Consider the following 17,588-nt stretch of genomic DNA (forward strand, 5'->3'; position numbering starts at 1 on the left):
CCGGCAACAAAACCGATTAGCAAAATCATAAATTGATTTCCACCAATTTGATTGCCATTTCGTAAGCGTGGAGACTCTTTTCAGCCATCCGGTTACCATGTGGCAGCTTACCCAGAACTTCCAGGAACCGATTCATGAACAACCCGGAGAAACCCTCCCCGCACCCGCTCCGCAAAACACTTTTGATTGTCGAATTCAGTGCGCTGGCAGTGCTTTTGGCCTCCATGGGCTGGTTTTCAAGCCAAGCGGAGCCGGATCATAGTATCAACCCCGCTTGGCTGCTGATACCCGCAGTCGCCAGCCTTGGTGTTTTCATCAGTTTCATTGGTCTTATGTACCTACGCTGGGTTGTAGCGGCCAGTGCCGCCAATCAGCTTCGTCATAAAGTTGTTTTTATATTACTGGCCATCACCTTGATTGGTGTCTGGATATACGGCATCGCCAGCACATGGCTCAGCCTCAATGCAGCATAGAGAGATCCGCAGTATGCACAAACGCTCTAACGCATGGGTTTCAAAGGCCGCCATGGTTATATTGCTGTGGCCGGCGCTGTCGGTTGCACAGGACACTACATCGGCAGGCGCCCGTCAGATTGCGTCCCCTGACGACTGCGCCCTGATTCGCGAAGGTGTGCAGCGCCTGGCCTGCTACGATTCTTTCAACAATCCCCAGAAGGCTCGAGATCAGGCGAGCGAGAAGGACGTGGAGGAGGCAGAGCAGGCGGCTGAGGGCTCCAGCAAGGATGATCCGGACAGTGACGTGATGACGAACATGGTGGATCAATACGTTAGCGCCGAGAAAGCGTTATTTTCGTTTTCGGGCAGTTTCATAAGCTATAAGCCCACTTACATCATGCCAATCACTTGGATGGTCGATACGAATACGACTCCGTCCAATCCGAGACTGGGCGCCACCAGTTACGATTACGAGCTTGAGAACGAGGAGGCCAAATACCAAATCAGTTTTAAGGTTCCGCTACTGACCGGCTGGCTGGATGATCGCACAACGTTATGGTTCGGTTATACCCAGCGTTCGTTCTGGCAGGTTTATAACCAGGATGATTCCGCGCCTTTCCGGGAAACCAACTACGAGCCCGAGATTTTCCTGCGCCACCAGACGAACTGGAACCTCGGTGCAGTAACACTGAGTGGTGTAACGGTTGGTATTAACCATCAATCCAACGGTCAGTCGGAACCGCGTTCACGTAGCTGGAATCGAATTATGGCGGGTGCCGGCTTTACCTACGGGCGCTGGCTGTTCGTTGTGCAGCCGTGGTACCGGATTCCGGAGAGCAGTAAAGATGATAATGCGGACATTGAGCGTTATCTGGGACATGCCGATTACAACTTCGTTTACAAGCTTTCCGAGGACCGGACGCTTTCACTGAAGCTGCAAAACAATCTGCGCTCGGACAATCATACCTCGGTGGAGTTTGGTTACAGCTTTCCGCTAGGGGATACGGTCAAGGGGTTCTTCCAGTATTACAATGGGTATGGGGAGAGCCTGATCGATTACAATCGACGAACTGAGCGGTTTGGGCTTGGAATTATGCTGAACGACTGGCTTTAAGTTTGGTGCAAAGCCAAGGTGCCGGTGAAGTGTTCGGAAACACGCTGTGAATACGTCCCTGTACGCTTGGCTACGCCATCCATGGCTTCGCACAGTTTCCGAACACTTCACCAGCACCCCGGCCCCATCAATAGCTGTTACCTATTCAAACGCTCCATTTCTGCAAGCAACTCTTCTGTTTTCTCTTTCATCAAAGGTATGTCACCACGGGATTCCACGTTCAGGCGAACGACGGGTTCTGTGTTGGACATGCGAAGGTTGAAGCGCCAGTTGTCGAACTCCACACTGAGGCCGTCTACGTAGCTGAGGCTCTTTGCGTCGGCACCGTATTTTTCTTCGATGGCCGCGATAACCTTGGGCGGGTTAGCGATGGTGCGGTTGATTTCGCCGCTGGCCGGGTAGGCTTCGATGCGGGCGTCGATGAGGGATGAGAACGGCTTGCCGGATTGGCACAGGCGTTCTGCGATCAACAACCAGGGGATCATGCCGCTATCGCAATAGGCGAAGTCCCGGAAGTAGTGGTGAGCGCTCATTTCCCCGCCGTATACGGCGTCTTCGTCACGCATGCGCTGTTTAATGAAGGCGTGACCGGTTTTGCTTTCGATGGCTTCGCCGCCGGCAGCTTCTACCAAATCCAAGGTGTTCCAGATCAACCTGGGGTCGTGGATGACTTTGCCGGGGCCGGTTTTGCGCAGGAACTGGTCAGCCAGCAGGCCGACAATGTAATAGCCTTCAATAAAACGGCCGTTTTCATCAAAAAAGAAGCAGCGGTCGAAATCGCCATCCCACGCAATACCCATCGCGGCGCCATGCTTAATTACCGCATCCGCTGTAGCCGCGCGATTTTCCTCGATAATGGGATTAGGCACACCGTTGGGAAAGTTGCCGTCGGGCTGATGGTGCACTTTGATGAATTCGAAAGGCAGGTGCTTTTCGAGTTCGTCGATCACCAAACCAGCGCCGCCGTTGCCGGCGTTGACGACAATCTTCATGGGGCTCAGGGCAGCCGCGTCGATGTATCCCAACAAGTGGTCTATATAAGCGCTGGTGACTTCCAGTGTTTCATATTTGCCCTGTACCGGGGCATCGGCAAAAGGCTCACGCACCCGGTCGCGAATATCGTTCAGGCCATTGTCGGAGCTGATCGGGCGGGATTCTGGCCCGACCATTTTCATGCCGTTATGGTTTTTTGGGTTGTGGCTAGCGGTGACCATGATGCCACCGTCCATTCCATAATGGCTGGTGGCAAAGTACACATATTCTGTGCCGCACAAGCCTATATCGAACACGTCGGCACCCGCTGCCATAAGGCCGGAGCTTAAAGCTTCGGTGATTTCAGGGCTTGAAAGGCGGATGTCGTAGCCGACAATGACTTTTTTAGCGCCTGTAATTTCCACATAGGCACGCCCGATGCGCTCGGCCAGAGCTGGATTCAGCTGTTCCGGCACACTGCCGCGCAGGTCGTAGGCTTTAAAGCAGGACAGATCCATTGTCGGTATTTACTCCGCAGCTGATTGCAGTTGAATATAGTTTTGAATGCCCATTTGATTGATCATTTCCAGCTGGGTTTCCAACCAGTCAATGTGCTCTTCTTCGCTGTCCAGGATGCTACGGAACAGCTCGCGGCTGGTGAAGTCTTGAACAGACTCGCAATATATAACCGCTTCTTTCAGATCCACATGCGCGATGTGTTCGATTTTAAGATCGCACGCAATCATTTCTTCAACGTTCTCGCCGATCATCAGCTTGTTCAGATCTTGCAGGTTGGGCAGGCCTTCCAGAAACAGGATGCGCTCGATCAGTTGATCAGCGTGTTTCATTTCATCGATGGATTCTTCGTATTCTTTAGCCGCAAGCTTGGTGATGCCCCAATCTTTGTACATGCGCGAATGCAAGAAATACTGGTTAATAGCCGTCAGTTCGTTGGCAAGGACTTTATTCAGAAACTGGATGACTTTCTTATCGCCTTTCATTGCAGCACTCCTTAATCTCAGCCGACTCATTCAACCTTCTTTAACGAAAGGTATTCCGGCCGGCTGGTTCGGGTTCAATAAACTCTCTCTCGTCACCCGACAAGGATAGCGCGTTAGGGCGCATTACAAAATTGCGGAAAGGAAATAAAGCCCAGAAGGCGTCAGGCGGGGCTTGCAAGCAGGTTCGCAAGGGCCATGTAATCCGGCGAGCGGCTTTCGCGCAGAATATCACGCGCCGTGCAGGCACAACGCCCACACTGGGTGCCTACGCCCAACTCTTTACCGAGCTGGCGCATGGAGGAAACACCGTTTTCTGCGGCTTCACGAATGTCCCGGTCTGTGACTCCGTGGCAAAGACATACGTACATAATGCAATCTCACCAACGACTATAAATGTAATGATAATTATTGTCATTAGCATCAAGAATTGCAAGCCCATTGTATTAATTTTGTGCAACGGATCGTTTCAGACCTCTGCTTCCCGGGTCAGGTTTCTGCAACCCGAGTCCGTAACCACTACATTATCTTCTATTCGTATCCCGCCACACCCGCGCAACTCGTCAATCAACGGGCGATTAATGTGGCGCCCAAGCGGGCCAGACAGAAGCGGTTCCAACAAGGAGGGAATGAAATACAACCCAGGCTCGATGGTAACCACCATGCCAGGCTCTAGCGTTCGCATTAGGCGAAGAAAGGGGGCGTCGGCAGGAGGCTTTACCGGCTTGCCGGCAACATCGTGTACCTGAACCCCAAGGAAATGCCCAATGCCATGAGGGAAGAAGGCACGGGTAACGCCTTCAGATACCATTTCCTCATCGCTCAGGTCGCTAACCAAGCCAGCAGCGCTTAGCAGAGCAGCAATACCTAGGTGCGTTTTGCGGTGGATGTCCACGTAATCAACGCCCGGAGCCACCATCTTGCAGAGTCGGAACTGCAGTTGTTCAAGCCCTTGCACCAATGCGCCAAAGCGCCCTTCCCCAACACCAGCGGTGGTGCGGGTAATGTCCGAGCAGTAACCCCGATAACGCACCCCGGCATCGATCAGTAAGCTGCGCGGCTTGGTGGGGGCTGCGGTGTCGTAGTACTGGTAATGCAGTGTGCCGGCGTGGTCGTTTACCCCAATAATGCTGTGATAGGGCGCGTCGGCCTCACGCTGCTGCGTTGCGCGCTGATACGCCAGGTTGATTTCAAACTCACTGGCACCGGCCAGGAACGCATCGCGGGCCGCTTGATGGCCTGCTATTGCCAGCTGGTTAGCGTGCGCCAAGCAGGCTATTTCGTAGGCGGTTTTATGCACACGCGTTTCATCGAGCGCACCGCATAACGCACCTGGGTTGTTCTCACCAGGCACCTCGGCCAATAGCGACGGATCACCAATAGCAGCTAACTGGCTCACATCGCCCAGGTCGGGCGCCGAGCGGCTCTTGCTAAAACGAATCTCGAATTCCGCCAGCCACGGCTCCTGAGCCAGCTCAAGACTCGCGTGCCAAAAATCAACCGGCTGATACAGTGAAAGCAATGGTTTTTGGCCTGGCCGGATCAGCAGCCATGCGTGCTCAAAACCGGCCAGCCCCGTCCAATGCAGGAACGGGCCATAGCCCTGAAAGTGCCAAGACTGATCATCACCGTAACGCATGGGCGCCGCGCCGGAACTGATAAGCAAGCCGTCATAACTGTGGTCTTTCAGAACCTTCTCATAGCGGCCCTGAAGAATACCCACGTGATCAATTTGAAGAGACAACAGGTCGGTGTCAGGCATATTGGTTTTCCAGTGTTTTCCAGAGAGTTGAAAGGTCGTCTGAGCGTGCTTCACGCAGGCGGATTAGGCGGATTTCCAGCGGTACATCCCAGCGCTCGTCGCCGGCCCGCGTTAGGCTGCCAAAATGCTCGCTTTTTTCCGTCATCCGGCTGGGGAGCCATCCCATGCCAAAGCCCTGTTTCACCAGCGCCTTGATGCTTGCCGATTGGGTGTTCTCGTTCAGTGGCAAGAGTTTTACGGACTCTTTGCTGCGCGCCAGATGCGCTTCAATAGCAGACTGCAAAAATCCCCGTGAGTGATAGGCAATCAGCGGCACCGTTTGGCCTGCCGTTCCCGGCAGAGAAAACCGAGGTTCGCCGCTATCTGTCGCCACACTCACTGGCACCAGCCACTCGCGGGCAAGCGTGATGGATTCGTACTCGCCCCGGCCCAGCCGGTCACCCCAGGGTAAATCCTGATGCCAGTAGCACAACACTAGATCGCATTCGCCGCCGTCCAGGGCATCCAAAAACTGCTCCCCCACCCAGCTTGTCGCCTTAAGGTTAAGCTGTAGTCGGTCTGCAACGCCCACTTCCGTGGCCCAGCCCTGATAAAAGTGGGAAAACAGCCCTTGGGTAGACCCCACGCTAATACGCGACGATACTTCCGCTTCCATATCGGCAATCTGGCCCCGCACGTCCCGAACGTCTCGGGTCACCCGCTGGCACAGTTCAAAAAACCGTTCCCCGGCAGGTGTCAGCGACAGCGGCAGCGTCTGGCGGTTAATCAGAGTGGCGCCCATGGCTTCTTCAAGCAGCTTGATGCGACGGCTGAATGTGGGCTGGCTTACATGCTGAAGTTCGGCCGCACGGGAAAAATGGCGCGTGCGAGCCAGCGCCATGAAGTCTTCCAACCAGCGTATTTCCATGGGCTCCCCAGCCAATTAATAAAGAGTACAGTTAAAGAGTGACGGCTATTTCCAGACTATTCACGCCCGCATCATAGCCTATAGCCGCTATCCTCTTACAACCGCCCCTCTTCCACCGCATGGCAGGCAACCTGCGCACCACCATCCGTGGTGATCAGCAGGGGTATTTCCTGACGACAGCGCTCATTGGCATAAGGACAGCGGCCATGGAATACGCACCCGGATGGCAGATTAACCGGCGTTGGTACCTCTCCCTGCAGCCGAATAAAGTTGGGCCTGTCGTCTTCCAGCTTGGGGATCGCCGAGAGCAACGCCTGGGTGTAAGGATGCCGTGGCTCGGCAAACAGTGTTTTGGTATCCGCCAGCTCACACACTCGCCCGAGATACATCACCGCCACCCGGGTGCCGAAGTGCTCTACCACCGCAAGATCATGGGTGATGAACAGGTACGTCAGGTTACGGGTTTCTTGGGCCTCCATCAGCAGGTTCAGTACTTGGGCCTGAATGGATACGTCCAGCGCCGAGATGGGTTCGTCCGCCACGATGAACTCAGGGTCTACCGCCAGGGCACGCGCAATCGCAATGCGCTGGCGCTGGCCGCCGGAGAATTCGTGGCCAAACCGGCTGCCCCAGTCCGGATCTATGCCCACGGACGCCATAACCTCCTGAACCTTGCCCCGCACTTCGCTGCGGGCCAAGTCTGGGCGGTGAAAATGAATCGGTTCTTCCAAGGTCTGCTGAATCGTCATACGCGGATTCAGAGAAGCGTAGGGGTTCTGGAAGATCATCTGCATTTTACGTCGATACGGCAGCACATCCCGACCTTTAAGATTATCGATACGCTGACCGCCGTAGTGCACCTCCCCTGCGCTGGGGGACAACAAACCCATAATTGTGCGCGCAATCGTAGACTTGCCGCAGCCAGATTCGCCCACCACACACAGTGCCTCGCCTCTATGCACCTGCAGATCAACACCGTTGATGGCATGAACCGCCTCCTGCCTGCGCTGAAACCGACCGCCCTTGAAAGTGATCTGCTCCAGCAGGCTGCCAGATAGATCAAACCGTTTTTCCAGCCCGCGAATTTCTACCAAAGGGGAGGTCATGATCCGGCCTCCTGCATGCGTTTCTCCTGCTCAATCAGGTTGCTGACTTCATAGCACGCCACATCCACATTGCCGGAGCGCACATACTCAGGCATAGATTGCCGGCACTGATCGGTGGCGAAATCACAGCGCGGGTGGAACGGGCAACCTGTAGGTACATTATTCAAGGACGGCATGGAGCCAGGAATCTGGAACAGCCGCGCACCAGGCTCGCCCATCTGCGGCAATGCATTGATCAATCCCTGGGTATACGGGTGCTGGGCATCGTTGATGATCTCCCGCGTTGACCCCTGCTCGATAATGCGGCCGGAATACATTACCAGCATGCGCTGAGTTACCTGGGAGACAACACCCAAGTCGTGGGTGATCAGCATCAGCGCGACGTTTTCCTGCTCACACAAATCCAGTAGCAACGCCATGATTTCGGCCTGTATGGTGACATCCAGCGCCGTGGTGGGCTCATCGGCAACAATAATTTCCGGGTCCAGCAACAGGGCAATGGCAATAATCACCCGCTGTCGCATGCCGCCTGACAACTCGTGGGGATACTGATCAAGCCGTTTTTCCGGCGAGGGAATCTGCACCTTGCGCAGCTTGCTCAGCGCGATATCCTTTGCCGCTTTCGTGCTGATCCGGCGATGCGCCTTAAGGGCCTCAACCATCTGGGTGCCAATCTTCAGCACCGGGTTAAGCGTCATCATCGGATCCTGAAATATCATGGCAATGCGGTTACCGCGAATCTTGCGCAGCTCTCGCTCACCCATGGCAGCCAAGTTCCGGCCTTCGAACAGAACCTGCCCCCCGGCGATATAACCCGGGTTGGCAATTAGGTTGAGAATCGAGAAGGCCGCTACGGATTTACCGGCACCGGACTCCCCCACCAAGCCTAACCGCTCGCCTTTATCGAGGCTGAAGCTGATACCGCGCAGGGCTGTAAGATCGCCGCCGCGCACGGCAAAGCGAACATCCAGATCTTTTACTTCCAGCAGTGGTGTGTCGCTTTTCATGGTTTTTTAGCCCTTGTACAGCCGTGGGTTCATGACATCTCGCAGCCAGTCACCCAATAGGTTGATGACCAGCACGAGCACGACCAGCACCAGGCCGGGAAGCAGGGTAATCCACCAAGAGCCGCTCTGGATGTAGTCAAAGCCGGATTTGATCAGCGAGCCCAGAGAAGGTTGGGTTTCCGGCATACCAAGCCCGAGGAACGACAGAGCCGCTTCGGAAATAATCGCGTTGGCGATCTGGACGGTGGCTATAACAAAAATCGGAGATAGCGTGTTGGGTAGAATATGGCGGAACATGATGCGGTTGGTACGAAAGCCCATCACCTTGGCCGCATCAACGTACTCTTTCTTTTTCTCCGCCAGCACAGACGCGCGCACTGTGCGGGCGATTTGCGGCCATTCGGCGATACCTATGATAAAAATCAGCATGTAAATGGCGATCTCACCAAACATCAGGTTGCCGAAACTGGCCTTGAATACCGCGCCTACAATGATGGCGACCATCAGGGTGGAGAACGAAAGCTGAACATCGGCAATACGCATCAAGAGGGAATCTACCCGACCACCCAAATAGCCCGCCAACAGCCCTAACACAATACCAAGTGTAGCCTGCAGTACCACGGCGCCAAAGCCGATCAGCAGAGACACCCGGGTACCATAAAGAATGGTGGAGAGCATATCCCGGCCTTGGGAATCTGTACCCAGAGGGAACGCTGGGTCTGCGCCCTCCATGCCCAGCGGCGGCATTTCCGAGTTCATGATGTTGATTAGCGCCAGATCGTATGGGTCCGTTGGGGCTAGCAAAGGCGCAAAAATGGCTGCCAGCACCATCAGAAGCAGCACGAGAAAGCTGACAATAGCCACCTTGTCGCGCTTGAAGCTGTACCAAAGAAAGGAGTCGCGAAAGCGATCCCAGCGTGAAAGAGTCGCTGTTGTCATGCTTTCTTACCTGTCAGTTTAACCGTGGGGTTCACCAGCCCGTAAACCAGATCCACCAGCGTGTTGGTAATCACAAAAATCAGACCCACCACCATCAGATAGGCGACAATCAGAGGAATATCACTGCGGGTAATGGCTTCCAGAAACATCAGCCCAACGCCCGGCCACTGGAACACGGTTTCCGTAAGAATCGTATAGGCCACCATTACGCCAATCTGCACGCCGCCTACGGTGATAACCGGCAGCATGGTGTTCTTAAGGGCATGAAGAAAGTTAATCCGCACCGCGCTCAGGCCCTTGGCCCGGGCGTAGCGAATGTAGTCGCTTTGCAGCACTTCCATCATCTCCGCACGAATCAAGCGGATGAACAGCGGCAGCATGATGGACGCCAGCGATACACAGGGCAGCACCAGGTGCAACAGACCGTTCTTCGAGAAAAAGCCGGAATCCCAAGTGCCGAAAAGATGGGTTAATTCATCGCCGCGGCCATAGGACGGCAGGCCTCCTTCGGTGCTTAGAGCGCCGTTTAGCCATTGCCCCCAACCGGTATCCACGGGAAACCACGCAACCGTCACGCCTATGGAATATATCTGGATAAGAACAATGGCCGTAAGAAATACCGGGATGGATATGCCGACGGTACTCACGCCCATAAAAAGCTTGGCCATCAACGCCTGTGGCCGAATCGCCGCATAGACACCAATGGGCACCGACAACAGCATGATAATTAGGCTGGACCCGATCACCAGCTCCAGAGTCGCCGGCAGGTGCTCAGAAATCACCTCAAGGGTAGGCTTGCCGTAAAAATAGGAGGTGCCCAGATCGCCCTGAACCGCATTGCCGGCAAAGCGAAAATATTGAACAACCACGGAATCATTCAACCCCAGCTCATCGCGCAGGGCTTCCCGGCCTCCAGCGAGACAGACATACCCACCATTTGCTGAAGTGGATCTCCCAGACCGTCCTGAATGGCAAACGCGATCACACTGATCACGAACATAACCAGCACTGCCTGGGATATCCGTTGAACCAAAAACGCTAACATGAAGGATTTACCGCTAATGAGTATTTTAAAGCCTCTCTCCCCTTGCGGGAGAGAGGTTTGGAGAGAGGGGGCATGCTCCTCTTACTCTACGACTAGGTCGCCCATGAAGGGGAAGTTCATCACGTTCAGAATCGGTTCAATCTTCACGTTCTTCTTGCTTGCCCAAGCCAGATCCTGCCAATGCAATGGAACGAAAGCGGCGTCGTCGTACAGACGCTGCTCCACTTCCTGCAGCATGGCGGTGCGCTTTTCCACATCGGTTTCAACGTTGGCTTTCTCAACCAGCGCATCGATTTCCGGGTTGCAGTAGTTGCCGGCGTTGTACTGGCCAGCGCCACTGCCCGCTTCGGTGCAGAAGGTTAGAAACTCATAAAAGTTGGCGGAATCCTCGGTGTCTGCATGCCAACCAATCAGCATTATATCTCCCGAACGGTTATCAAACTCGGGCCAATACTGGGCTTTTGGAAGGGTTTTGAGATCCACTTTTATGTTGATGCGGGCCAGCATCGCAGCCGCAGCCTGAGCAATTTTGTCATCGTTCACGTAGCGGTTGTTCGGCGCCATCATGGTGACGGTAAAACCATCCTCGTAACCGGCTTCTTTCATCAGTTGTTGAGCTTTTTTCACGTCATAACGCAATTTCAGGGATTCGTTGTGGCCCTGATAGCCAGCCGGTGACAACTGGGATGCGGGCGTGGCGAAGCCTTTCATGATCTTGGCGGCAATGCCTTCCTGATTGATAGCATAGGCTACGGCCTGGCGTACTTTTGGATTTTTGAAGGCCTCGACTCGCTCCTGATTCAGGTGAAACAGAATAATACGGGTGCCACTCATGGTGACCAGATCCGTGTTTTCGTCGCGTTTGATGCGCTCAAGATCCGTAGGCGGCACCGGCGCGATAAAGTCCACGCCGCCGGACAGCAACGCAGACACGCGGGTGTTGTTTTCTTTGATAGGGGTCAGCACGATTTTCTTTACGTTACCCGGGGAGTCTTCATCCCAGTAATCCGCAAAGCGTTCAAACTCCATTCGCACGCCCTGCTGGCGTGACGTGACCATGTAGGGGCCAGTGCCGGACAGGTTGCCAGAAGCAAACGAGCTGCCATGCTTCGAAATGGCGTCTTTCTTCTTGCCATCTTCGGTCTCGCCAGAATAAAACTCGCTGTCGAGCGGGAAAATGTAGGTCGCAGTATTAAGCAGCAGCGGGAATGGCTCGCTGGTCACCAGTTCAAAGGTGTAATCATCAATGACATTAATGCCACTGAACGGCTTGAATATGGCCTTGAAGTCTTGGCTTTCTTTCAGGCGGTCGTAAGTGAATTTCACATCTTTAGTCGTGAGCTCGTTGCCGGAATGGAACTTCACCCCTTCACGGAGTTTGAAACGCATGGTTTTGTCATCAACACGCTCCCAACTTTCTGCCAGGCGAGCCTCAAAACCAAGATCTTTTGTCCAACGCACCAGCGGATCAAAAGACATGTGTGACAACTGCAGAGTGCCACCGGAAAGCTGTTCATGAATGTCGAGGGTAACCGGATCGGCGTCGTACGCCATCTTAAGTTCTTTCGTCGCCTCGGCAGACAGAGCCATAGGAGCCGCGGCTAGCGCCACGGACCCGACTATAGCTGCAAGTAGTTTTTTCATTGCGTTTTCCGTTGTTGTTTTAGGGAGTTTTACGGCATTTTTTATGGCACACCGAGGCTCATGCGCCCCAGTCGTCTACAGTAGAACCTAGTCCCGGAAACTACTTACAGCAATCGAAATTACAACTTGCGGCTATTCGTGAACTGAATAACGGCTTTTGCAGGAAGCTGCCGCCAGCCATTAAAGTCGGAAAACCAGAGGTAATATAAGTGCGGTAAACACGCCAGTTAGCCCCATCCCCAACGATGCGAAAGCACCTGCAGTATGACTAATCTCAAACGCTCTGGCCGTTCCGATAGCGTGGCCATTAAGACCAAGAGCAAAACCGAGAATACGCTCGTCCTTAACCGAGGCCCATTTCGCCAGCAAGTCCACAAACAGAGTCGCAACCACGCCGGTTATCAGTAGAGCACCCATCAACAGGGGCACCGACCCGCCTAGCTGTTTCGTGACACCAATAGCAATTGGAGCAGTCACAGACTTAGGCGCCAGCGACGCAAGCACCTCTGGCGTCGCACCCATTGCCCACGCAATCACCACCGCATAAACCGCCGCCAATGTGGCGGCCAACGGCAGTGTGACAACAATCGGAAGCCACATAGCGCGTATATGATGAATCTGCTGATACAGCGGAATGCCGAGCGCCACCGTTGCGGGCCCAAGCAATACAGTTATCCAGAGCGCGCCCTTCTGATAGCTAACATAGTCGATCGATAGAATGGCAATCGCCGCTGCCAACATTACGGCGGATAGCACCACAGGTGGCATCCATAAAGGTCGGCCAATGCGTGCAAACAGCCAGCTACCGGCAAAAAAGGCGCTCAACGTAAGGCCAATTGCAAGCATCGGGCTGGCAGACAGGACCTCGGGAAGAGAGAGGAAACGCTCGGCAAGCTCAGTCATTAGCACGTTCCCGCGCAGACAGGCGAACCATGCTTTTCATGAGTAACACGGTGGTCAGAACACTCAAAAAGGTGCCCAACAACAATGCCGCCGACACGGCCAGCCATTGACCAGAGAATTGTGAGGCCATAAAAAACACCCCCACGACGCCTGGCATGATCAATAACACCAGCACCGAAATCAGCGCTTGGCTGGCCGACGCCAATTCATCGCTCACACTGCCCCGCAGCATCAACGTAAAGGTCATCAAAATCATACCCAGCACACCGCCGCTGACCGGTATCAAAAACACCGACCGCAACGCCTCACCAAAAAGGAAAAACAAAACCAGTATCAAAAAACCGCGCAACATCGACATGTCGTTTTGCTCATCACCCAATGAATTGCATTACACTAACGCAAATCAACATATTGATACCAATGCAGGACAGCCATGGCGCTCAAAGCAACGATTTATAAAGCCACGCTCAATATTGCCGACATGGACAGGCACTATTATGCGGATCATCAGCTCACAATAGCCCAGCACCCGTCAGAAAATGACGAGCGCATGATGATTCGCCTGCTGGCCTATGCACTGAACGCCTGTGAGGGACTCGAATTCACCAAAGGCCTGAGCAAAGACGACGAGCCGGAGCTCTGGCAAAAAAGCCTGAGTGGCGAGATTGAACAATGGATTGAACTGGGCCTGCCCGACGAAAGCCGCCTACGCAAAGCCTGCAACCGCGCACGCCAAGTTATCCTATACGCTTACGGTGCTCGCGCCGTGCCTATATGGCTGGAGAAGCACAAAAACAAGCTGAGCCGCTTCCGCAACCTCACAATTATTGAACTGCCCACTGAATCCACGGAGGCACTCGCTGGCCTGGTAGAACGCAACATGAACTACCAGATAACCATCCAGGATGGCGAGGTATCCTTCAGCAATGAAGGTGCACTGGTGAGCATAACGCCCACGCACCTTTTCCCCTAACGACAGGCAAGCCCCACCAACGAGCCGGGGCTGGACAGCGTACGCTCGCGCACGTAAGATTGCGCACTCGAAATTGATGCATAGCCGTTGATCTCGAATGCGCCCATAGCTCAGCTGGATAGAGTACTGCCCTCCGAAGGCAGGGGTCGCAGGTTCGAATCCTGCTGGGCGCACCATATTCTAAAAGGCCTTACGTGAAAGCGTAGGGCCTTTTTTATTGGCTGTGCCCAAACGGTGCCCGTGATGTGCCCAAGACCTTTAAACTGCATTATCTTTGAGCGCGCTAATGCGAAGCTCGTCACCAATCATTGATACTGCTTTCGCGGTTCTGAATCGATTCGATAATCTCATCAAAACTCGGGAGCGTTGAATACATCATGCCCGCACCCACCATTTCCTCATAGTCTCCTCGCAGACCTTTCAAGCTGTCTGTCTCTGGCAACAGCTTCAATCGGCCAGCCAGACAAGCGTCATAGTCCGCGGAGCTACTTCTTCAGTCTGCATGGTTTCCAGAAACTGCCATAAGAAGCGGGTATCAACCGCATAGCGCGCATTGAAGTCGTTCGCTTGTCCCAGCCGGTAAGGAACTTCTCGATGCTCGCTTCCAGTGCCTGTTCGTTGGTTTGGCTGGCCATGGACTCATTCTTACTAATCAATTGGCTAACCGGCCACCAGTCAAATGAAGCGCAAGAGGCAACTGACTGATTTAAAAAGATTTAACCCAAGACCTCGTTTTAAAAACTCTTACCCAGTCAAATGACCATCAAATGAGAAATGGCTTACGCCCAAAATGGCACGTACCGATATGCCTTCCTGTTCGAGTTCGGGTCATACAACCGAATCAATCCGGCCTTTATAGTCTGTTTGAGTATCCGGCTGGCCATGGCACTGTTCGCCTCATCGATGCGCAGCCGCTCACGCAGAGATGTATTGTTCATAGGCTCTCGGTTAACGTACTTCAAACAGCAGTGCTGGTAACAAGCCCGAACGCGATCCTCCGGCTCCATATCCTTGTAATCTCGATGAGAGAACAGCACTACCCGTGTGTGCTCTTGTGTTTGCTCGAAAATCGGGGCGGGTAACTGATAGAGCTCAACCTGGGCAATCACCTTATCAATTCCACTGCCCCGTTCTTCACATACGCCAATACGGCGCATAAACGACGCAAGTGCTTCATTTCGACTGCGTGGAGGGCTATCAAGAAAGCGCTGCGTATCAACCAAGGGAACGCCGGGATTGGTTATCTCCAGCCGATTACCAAAAAGCTCTATCATCGGGCCTGTGCCGCTCAGATTGAAATCCTGATGAATAACAGCATTGGCCACCAATTCTCGCAAAGCCAGTTCAGGATACATAGGCACCTCTTCCCGAAAGGCCTTGCCAATCTCTTCATTGGACGGCAAAAGGGTTTTGAGGTAGTCAATTAACCCCTCAAAACCCACGGCGTAACCCTTGTTACCCGTAATTTCCCGAATGGTCTCAAGCTTGTTATTACCCCTGTACTGAATCAACCGTACAGCCTTGCGCCCCAGAGCCTGAAAATCCTGCAGGCGCTTTGCAAAAAGGATTGCGCCCAAGTTAGTGACGCTCCAATGACCGCTGTCATTTCGCTCAATCATCTGGTCTGCAGTAAGGGCTGCCAAGATGGCCTCACGTCCTTCGGGCAAAGGTTGGTCGGTCAGGTCAAAATAGGCGGGATAATCCAATAGTTTTAACACCTCGCCCGCGTCAAGATTCTGAGCTGCAAACTGCTGCTCGAACGGCACTCGGTCAAACACCCGCCAAAGTTCCCGCTCTTTCTCTGGGAACTCCCGCAGCTTTTTCTTGTAGGAGCCCACCCGAATAAACTCGATACCATCGAACTGCACTGGTGTATGCGCCGCAGCTTGGATTTCCAGAATCACCACCGGCTGCTCATTGGCGGCGGCGGCAAACTCGAAAAAGCGGAAATGGATCTTCGGTACGGTTTTCTGTAACAGCCAGCTTTCCAATTCCTGTTGCTTATGGCGAGCCGCTGAAGGCTTGAAGCATGTACCCTTAACCGTGTGGGTATCGTTTTCCACACCCCAAACGACATAACCGTATTGCTTGCCCAGCAAAGCTGCGGAATTGGCCAGCGCAGAGATGTACTCGCCGATCATCGGTGCATCGTCGTTATCTTGTTTGAACTCCACCCACTCGGTTTCCTGAGGCAGTGAGCATAGTTCTTTCAGTAGTGACTGCAGGTACGCCAGATTGCGGTCCACGGTCATAGTGCTGGCACCTCCTGTATACTTGGCTTGGCCATTTCGGCGGTTTTCAACCCAGTTGTCCAAATGACTGCGTTTAAGCAGCTAGTTTATTGTGCTCAATTTCTTGCAGTTTGCCAGGATTGAGCAATACTGATCCGGTGACTTCCCAGTTCCGGATGTTGCCAGACCAGCGCCGAGGATTCTGGCGCTTTGCTCTTTCATAAACCAGCGTCCGGTGCGCTAATCGCTCATGATCCATGCCACGATCTTACGGCTGTAAATGTTCATGATCAGGTACAGGTACCAATGTTGACCACGCACTGCTGAAGGGCAGTAGCTAAGGTGAGTAGACCAAGGGAGTTTCACCCTCAGCCTCTCGCAGAAAGGTGCGTGACCCTCTCGGCTCACACCGCTCCCATCAAGCAAACGCACAATCAGCATGGCGCACCAACTCGCGGCCCTGAACGGCCGCTTTAGCGGTGGCACCACCTATTCAACGGTGTGTTGGTCGGCCATGGGCGCGCCCTGCCTCGTATTGCCTGAACGCCTCACTCATCCAGGCCGGCATTCTTGAGGATCGAAGTGTTTCGAACTCTTCCGCACTCAGGCCTTCTTCAATGCGCCGCATCACTTCGGTATTGATGTTGTTTTCCCCCAGATACCAAAGCGCAGAGAGTGCCAGACCAGGCTTCTCGCCTGCATGCTGAAGCTTCCTTCCACTGCTGGTGTGCACGAGCTTCACCTTGAGGTTTCCGATACGAATCTCACGGGTAGGCCCACTCGTATAGTAAACCGGTGTCGTTGGCATTTGGGTACTGAGTTTAAAACGACGAGCCGCTTCAGCACCATGCACCTGGATGGTTTCACCATGGTCTTTCGCAATCACCGCGACCACGCGAGAAACATCCGGCATGACATTGCCGACAAACCGACTTTGCTTGGGTCTGACGAAAACGCCACGTGCAATCCGCTGAATAGCACCCTCTTCTACGAGCCTGGACAGTGTTTTATCGACAGCAGCACGCGACCCCAACCGCAGGAAACGGCTGTTGGTAAAGGGTTCACCTAATGGAACTTTTTCAATCTGCTGTTGAACAGACTCTTTAACGGACATAGCACGTGCCTCCAACTAATGTCAGAAAAACTATCACTATTTCTGACATTTTTCAAGGTGCGATCAACCTCTATCAGGAACTTGCAGGTGGTTGACAAAGCCCACTCGATGATTTATTAACCAGCTCTGCTTCGGCTACTGGACTGGGGATTAAGCAAATCAGAACAGCGGCCTTACTTTTTCCGAAGCTGCCGACTCGGCATTGAAGGGGTTGTTCTTGGCACGCTTTACTACCTGTGACCTGCTCCCCTCTGACTGAACGGTTTTCAGGTCAATAGTAGTCATCTCATCCAGACTTGTACTATTTAGTCAGACAACCGGCAACACTGTCAGATTAAGAGACACAACCAATGGCACCGATACAGTGTTTTCAGTCATTTTTACGTCCTTCGCGGACTGCCAGATAACTAGCCCGCAG

Annotated in this window: 21 protein-coding genes and 1 tRNA gene; 4 read left to right on the forward strand and 18 right to left on the reverse strand. The window is 53.6% G+C overall.

The window, feature by feature from the left end; translation table 11 throughout:
• The first annotated feature begins 134 nt into the window (after positions 1-134).
• Both CPH80_RS13005 and CPH80_RS13010 read left to right on the forward strand, forming a co-directional pair.
• Positions 135-473: a hypothetical protein gene (locus CPH80_RS13005; protein ID WP_096278405.1), complete on the forward strand. Its 339-nt coding sequence runs from the start codon at positions 135-137 to the stop codon at positions 471-473.
• 13 nt (positions 474-486) lie between these two features.
• Complete coding sequence (locus CPH80_RS13010) at positions 487-1,569, forward strand: phospholipase A (protein ID WP_227520147.1); 1,083 nt, start codon at positions 487-489, stop codon at positions 1,567-1,569.
• Positions 1,570-1,706: 137 nt separating this feature from the next.
• Here CPH80_RS13010 and CPH80_RS13015 read toward each other — a convergent pair whose 3' ends face one another.
• The 13 genes from CPH80_RS13015 to CPH80_RS13070 all read right to left on the reverse strand — a co-directional run bounded on the left by CPH80_RS13015 (position 1,707) and on the right by CPH80_RS13070 (position 13,210).
• On the reverse strand, positions 1,707-3,059 hold the full coding sequence (locus CPH80_RS13015; protein WP_096278407.1) for a phosphomannomutase: 1,353 nt from the start codon (positions 3,057-3,059) through the stop codon (positions 1,707-1,709).
• Between the two features lie 9 nt (positions 3,060-3,068).
• Positions 3,069-3,542 carry a bacterioferritin gene (gene bfr / locus CPH80_RS13020; protein ID WP_096278409.1) on the reverse strand — a complete coding sequence of 158 codons (474 nt, stop codon included), beginning with the start codon at positions 3,540-3,542 and terminating at the stop codon, positions 3,069-3,071.
• 161 nt (positions 3,543-3,703) lie between these two features.
• Entirely contained in the window at positions 3,704-3,910 is a 207-nt protein-coding gene (locus CPH80_RS13025; RefSeq protein ID WP_096278411.1) for a bacterioferritin-associated ferredoxin, read from the reverse strand.
• 98 nt (positions 3,911-4,008) lie between these two features.
• Positions 4,009-5,301 carry a Xaa-Pro dipeptidase gene (gene pepQ, locus CPH80_RS13030; protein ID WP_096278413.1) on the reverse strand — a complete coding sequence of 431 codons (1,293 nt, stop codon included), beginning with the start codon at positions 5,299-5,301 and terminating at the stop codon, positions 4,009-4,011.
• Positions 5,294-6,208 (reverse strand): LysR family transcriptional regulator, encoded by a 915-nt coding sequence (locus tag CPH80_RS13035; RefSeq protein ID WP_096278415.1) that lies wholly within the window; start codon positions 6,206-6,208, stop codon positions 5,294-5,296. The genes pepQ and CPH80_RS13035 overlap by 8 nt, the downstream gene beginning before the upstream one ends.
• Positions 6,209-6,303: 95 nt before the next feature.
• Entirely contained in the window at positions 6,304-7,314 is a 1,011-nt protein-coding gene (locus CPH80_RS13040; RefSeq protein ID WP_096278417.1) for an ABC transporter ATP-binding protein, read from the reverse strand.
• A complete protein-coding gene (locus tag CPH80_RS13045) occupies positions 7,311-8,321 on the reverse strand; it encodes an ABC transporter ATP-binding protein (protein WP_096278419.1) in 1,011 nt (336 codons plus the stop codon). Before CPH80_RS13045 ends, CPH80_RS13040 begins: the two co-directional genes overlap by 4 nt.
• Before the next feature lie 6 nt (positions 8,322-8,327).
• Complete coding sequence (locus CPH80_RS13050; RefSeq protein ID WP_096278421.1) at positions 8,328-9,260, reverse strand: ABC transporter permease; 933 nt, start codon at positions 9,258-9,260, stop codon at positions 8,328-8,330.
• On the reverse strand, positions 9,257-10,141 hold the full coding sequence (locus CPH80_RS13055; RefSeq protein WP_227520148.1) for an ABC transporter permease: 885 nt from the start codon (positions 10,139-10,141) through the stop codon (positions 9,257-9,259). The genes CPH80_RS13050 and CPH80_RS13055 overlap by 4 nt, the downstream gene beginning before the upstream one ends.
• Positions 10,138-10,305 carry a hypothetical protein gene (locus tag CPH80_RS22490; RefSeq protein ID WP_227520149.1) on the reverse strand — a complete coding sequence of 56 codons (168 nt, stop codon included), beginning with the start codon at positions 10,303-10,305 and terminating at the stop codon, positions 10,138-10,140. Before CPH80_RS22490 ends, CPH80_RS13055 begins: the two co-directional genes overlap by 4 nt.
• An 81-nt stretch (positions 10,306-10,386) precedes the next feature.
• Entirely contained in the window at positions 10,387-11,949 is a 1,563-nt protein-coding gene (locus CPH80_RS13060) for an ABC transporter substrate-binding protein (RefSeq protein WP_096278423.1), read from the reverse strand.
• Positions 11,950-12,129: 180 nt separating this feature from the next.
• Positions 12,130-12,852, reverse strand: a complete 723-nt coding sequence (locus tag CPH80_RS13065; RefSeq protein WP_096278425.1) for an LrgB family protein — start codon at positions 12,850-12,852, stop codon at positions 12,130-12,132.
• The gene (locus CPH80_RS13070) at positions 12,845-13,210 is read right to left on the reverse strand and encodes a CidA/LrgA family protein (protein ID WP_096278427.1); all 366 of its coding nucleotides are present in this window, start codon (positions 13,208-13,210) and stop codon (positions 12,845-12,847) included. The genes CPH80_RS13065 and CPH80_RS13070 overlap by 8 nt, the downstream gene beginning before the upstream one ends.
• Before the next feature lie 75 nt (positions 13,211-13,285).
• Here CPH80_RS13070 and CPH80_RS13075 point away from each other — a divergent pair, with 75 nt between their 5' ends.
• Together CPH80_RS13075 and CPH80_RS13080 are read left to right on the forward strand one after the other, a co-directional pair.
• Positions 13,286-13,825: a YaeQ family protein gene (locus CPH80_RS13075; RefSeq protein WP_096278428.1), complete on the forward strand. Its 540-nt coding sequence runs from the start codon at positions 13,286-13,288 to the stop codon at positions 13,823-13,825.
• Positions 13,826-13,924: 99 nt separating this feature from the next.
• A tRNA-Arg gene (locus CPH80_RS13080) sits at positions 13,925-14,001 on the forward strand.
• A gap of 122 nt (positions 14,002-14,123) precedes the next feature.
• On the opposite strand, the gene CPH80_RS13085 is transcribed toward CPH80_RS13080, so the two are convergent.
• From CPH80_RS13085 to CPH80_RS13100, 5 genes are all read right to left on the reverse strand, one after another.
• A complete protein-coding gene (locus tag CPH80_RS13085; protein ID WP_180326110.1) occupies positions 14,124-14,276 on the reverse strand; it encodes a hypothetical protein in 153 nt (50 codons plus the stop codon).
• 34 nt (positions 14,277-14,310) lie between these two features.
• Positions 14,311-14,460, reverse strand: coding sequence for a hypothetical protein (locus CPH80_RS13090; protein ID WP_180326111.1), 150 nt, complete (start codon positions 14,458-14,460; stop codon positions 14,311-14,313).
• A gap of 144 nt (positions 14,461-14,604) precedes the next feature.
• Entirely contained in the window at positions 14,605-16,077 is a 1,473-nt protein-coding gene (locus tag CPH80_RS13095; protein ID WP_096278430.1) for an ATP-binding protein, read from the reverse strand.
• A gap of 73 nt (positions 16,078-16,150) precedes the next feature.
• Positions 16,151-16,315, reverse strand: coding sequence for a hypothetical protein (locus tag CPH80_RS21665; RefSeq protein WP_157746896.1), 165 nt, complete (start codon positions 16,313-16,315; stop codon positions 16,151-16,153).
• A 234-nt stretch (positions 16,316-16,549) separates the two neighbouring features.
• Positions 16,550-17,170, reverse strand: a complete 621-nt coding sequence (locus tag CPH80_RS13100; RefSeq protein WP_096278432.1) for a DUF6088 family protein — start codon at positions 17,168-17,170, stop codon at positions 16,550-16,552.
• Between the last annotated feature and the right edge of the window lie 418 nt (positions 17,171-17,588).

It is taken from the genome of Marinobacter sp. LV10R510-11A (assembly GCF_900215155.1).
Taxonomy (GTDB): domain Bacteria; phylum Pseudomonadota; class Gammaproteobacteria; order Pseudomonadales; family Oleiphilaceae; genus Marinobacter.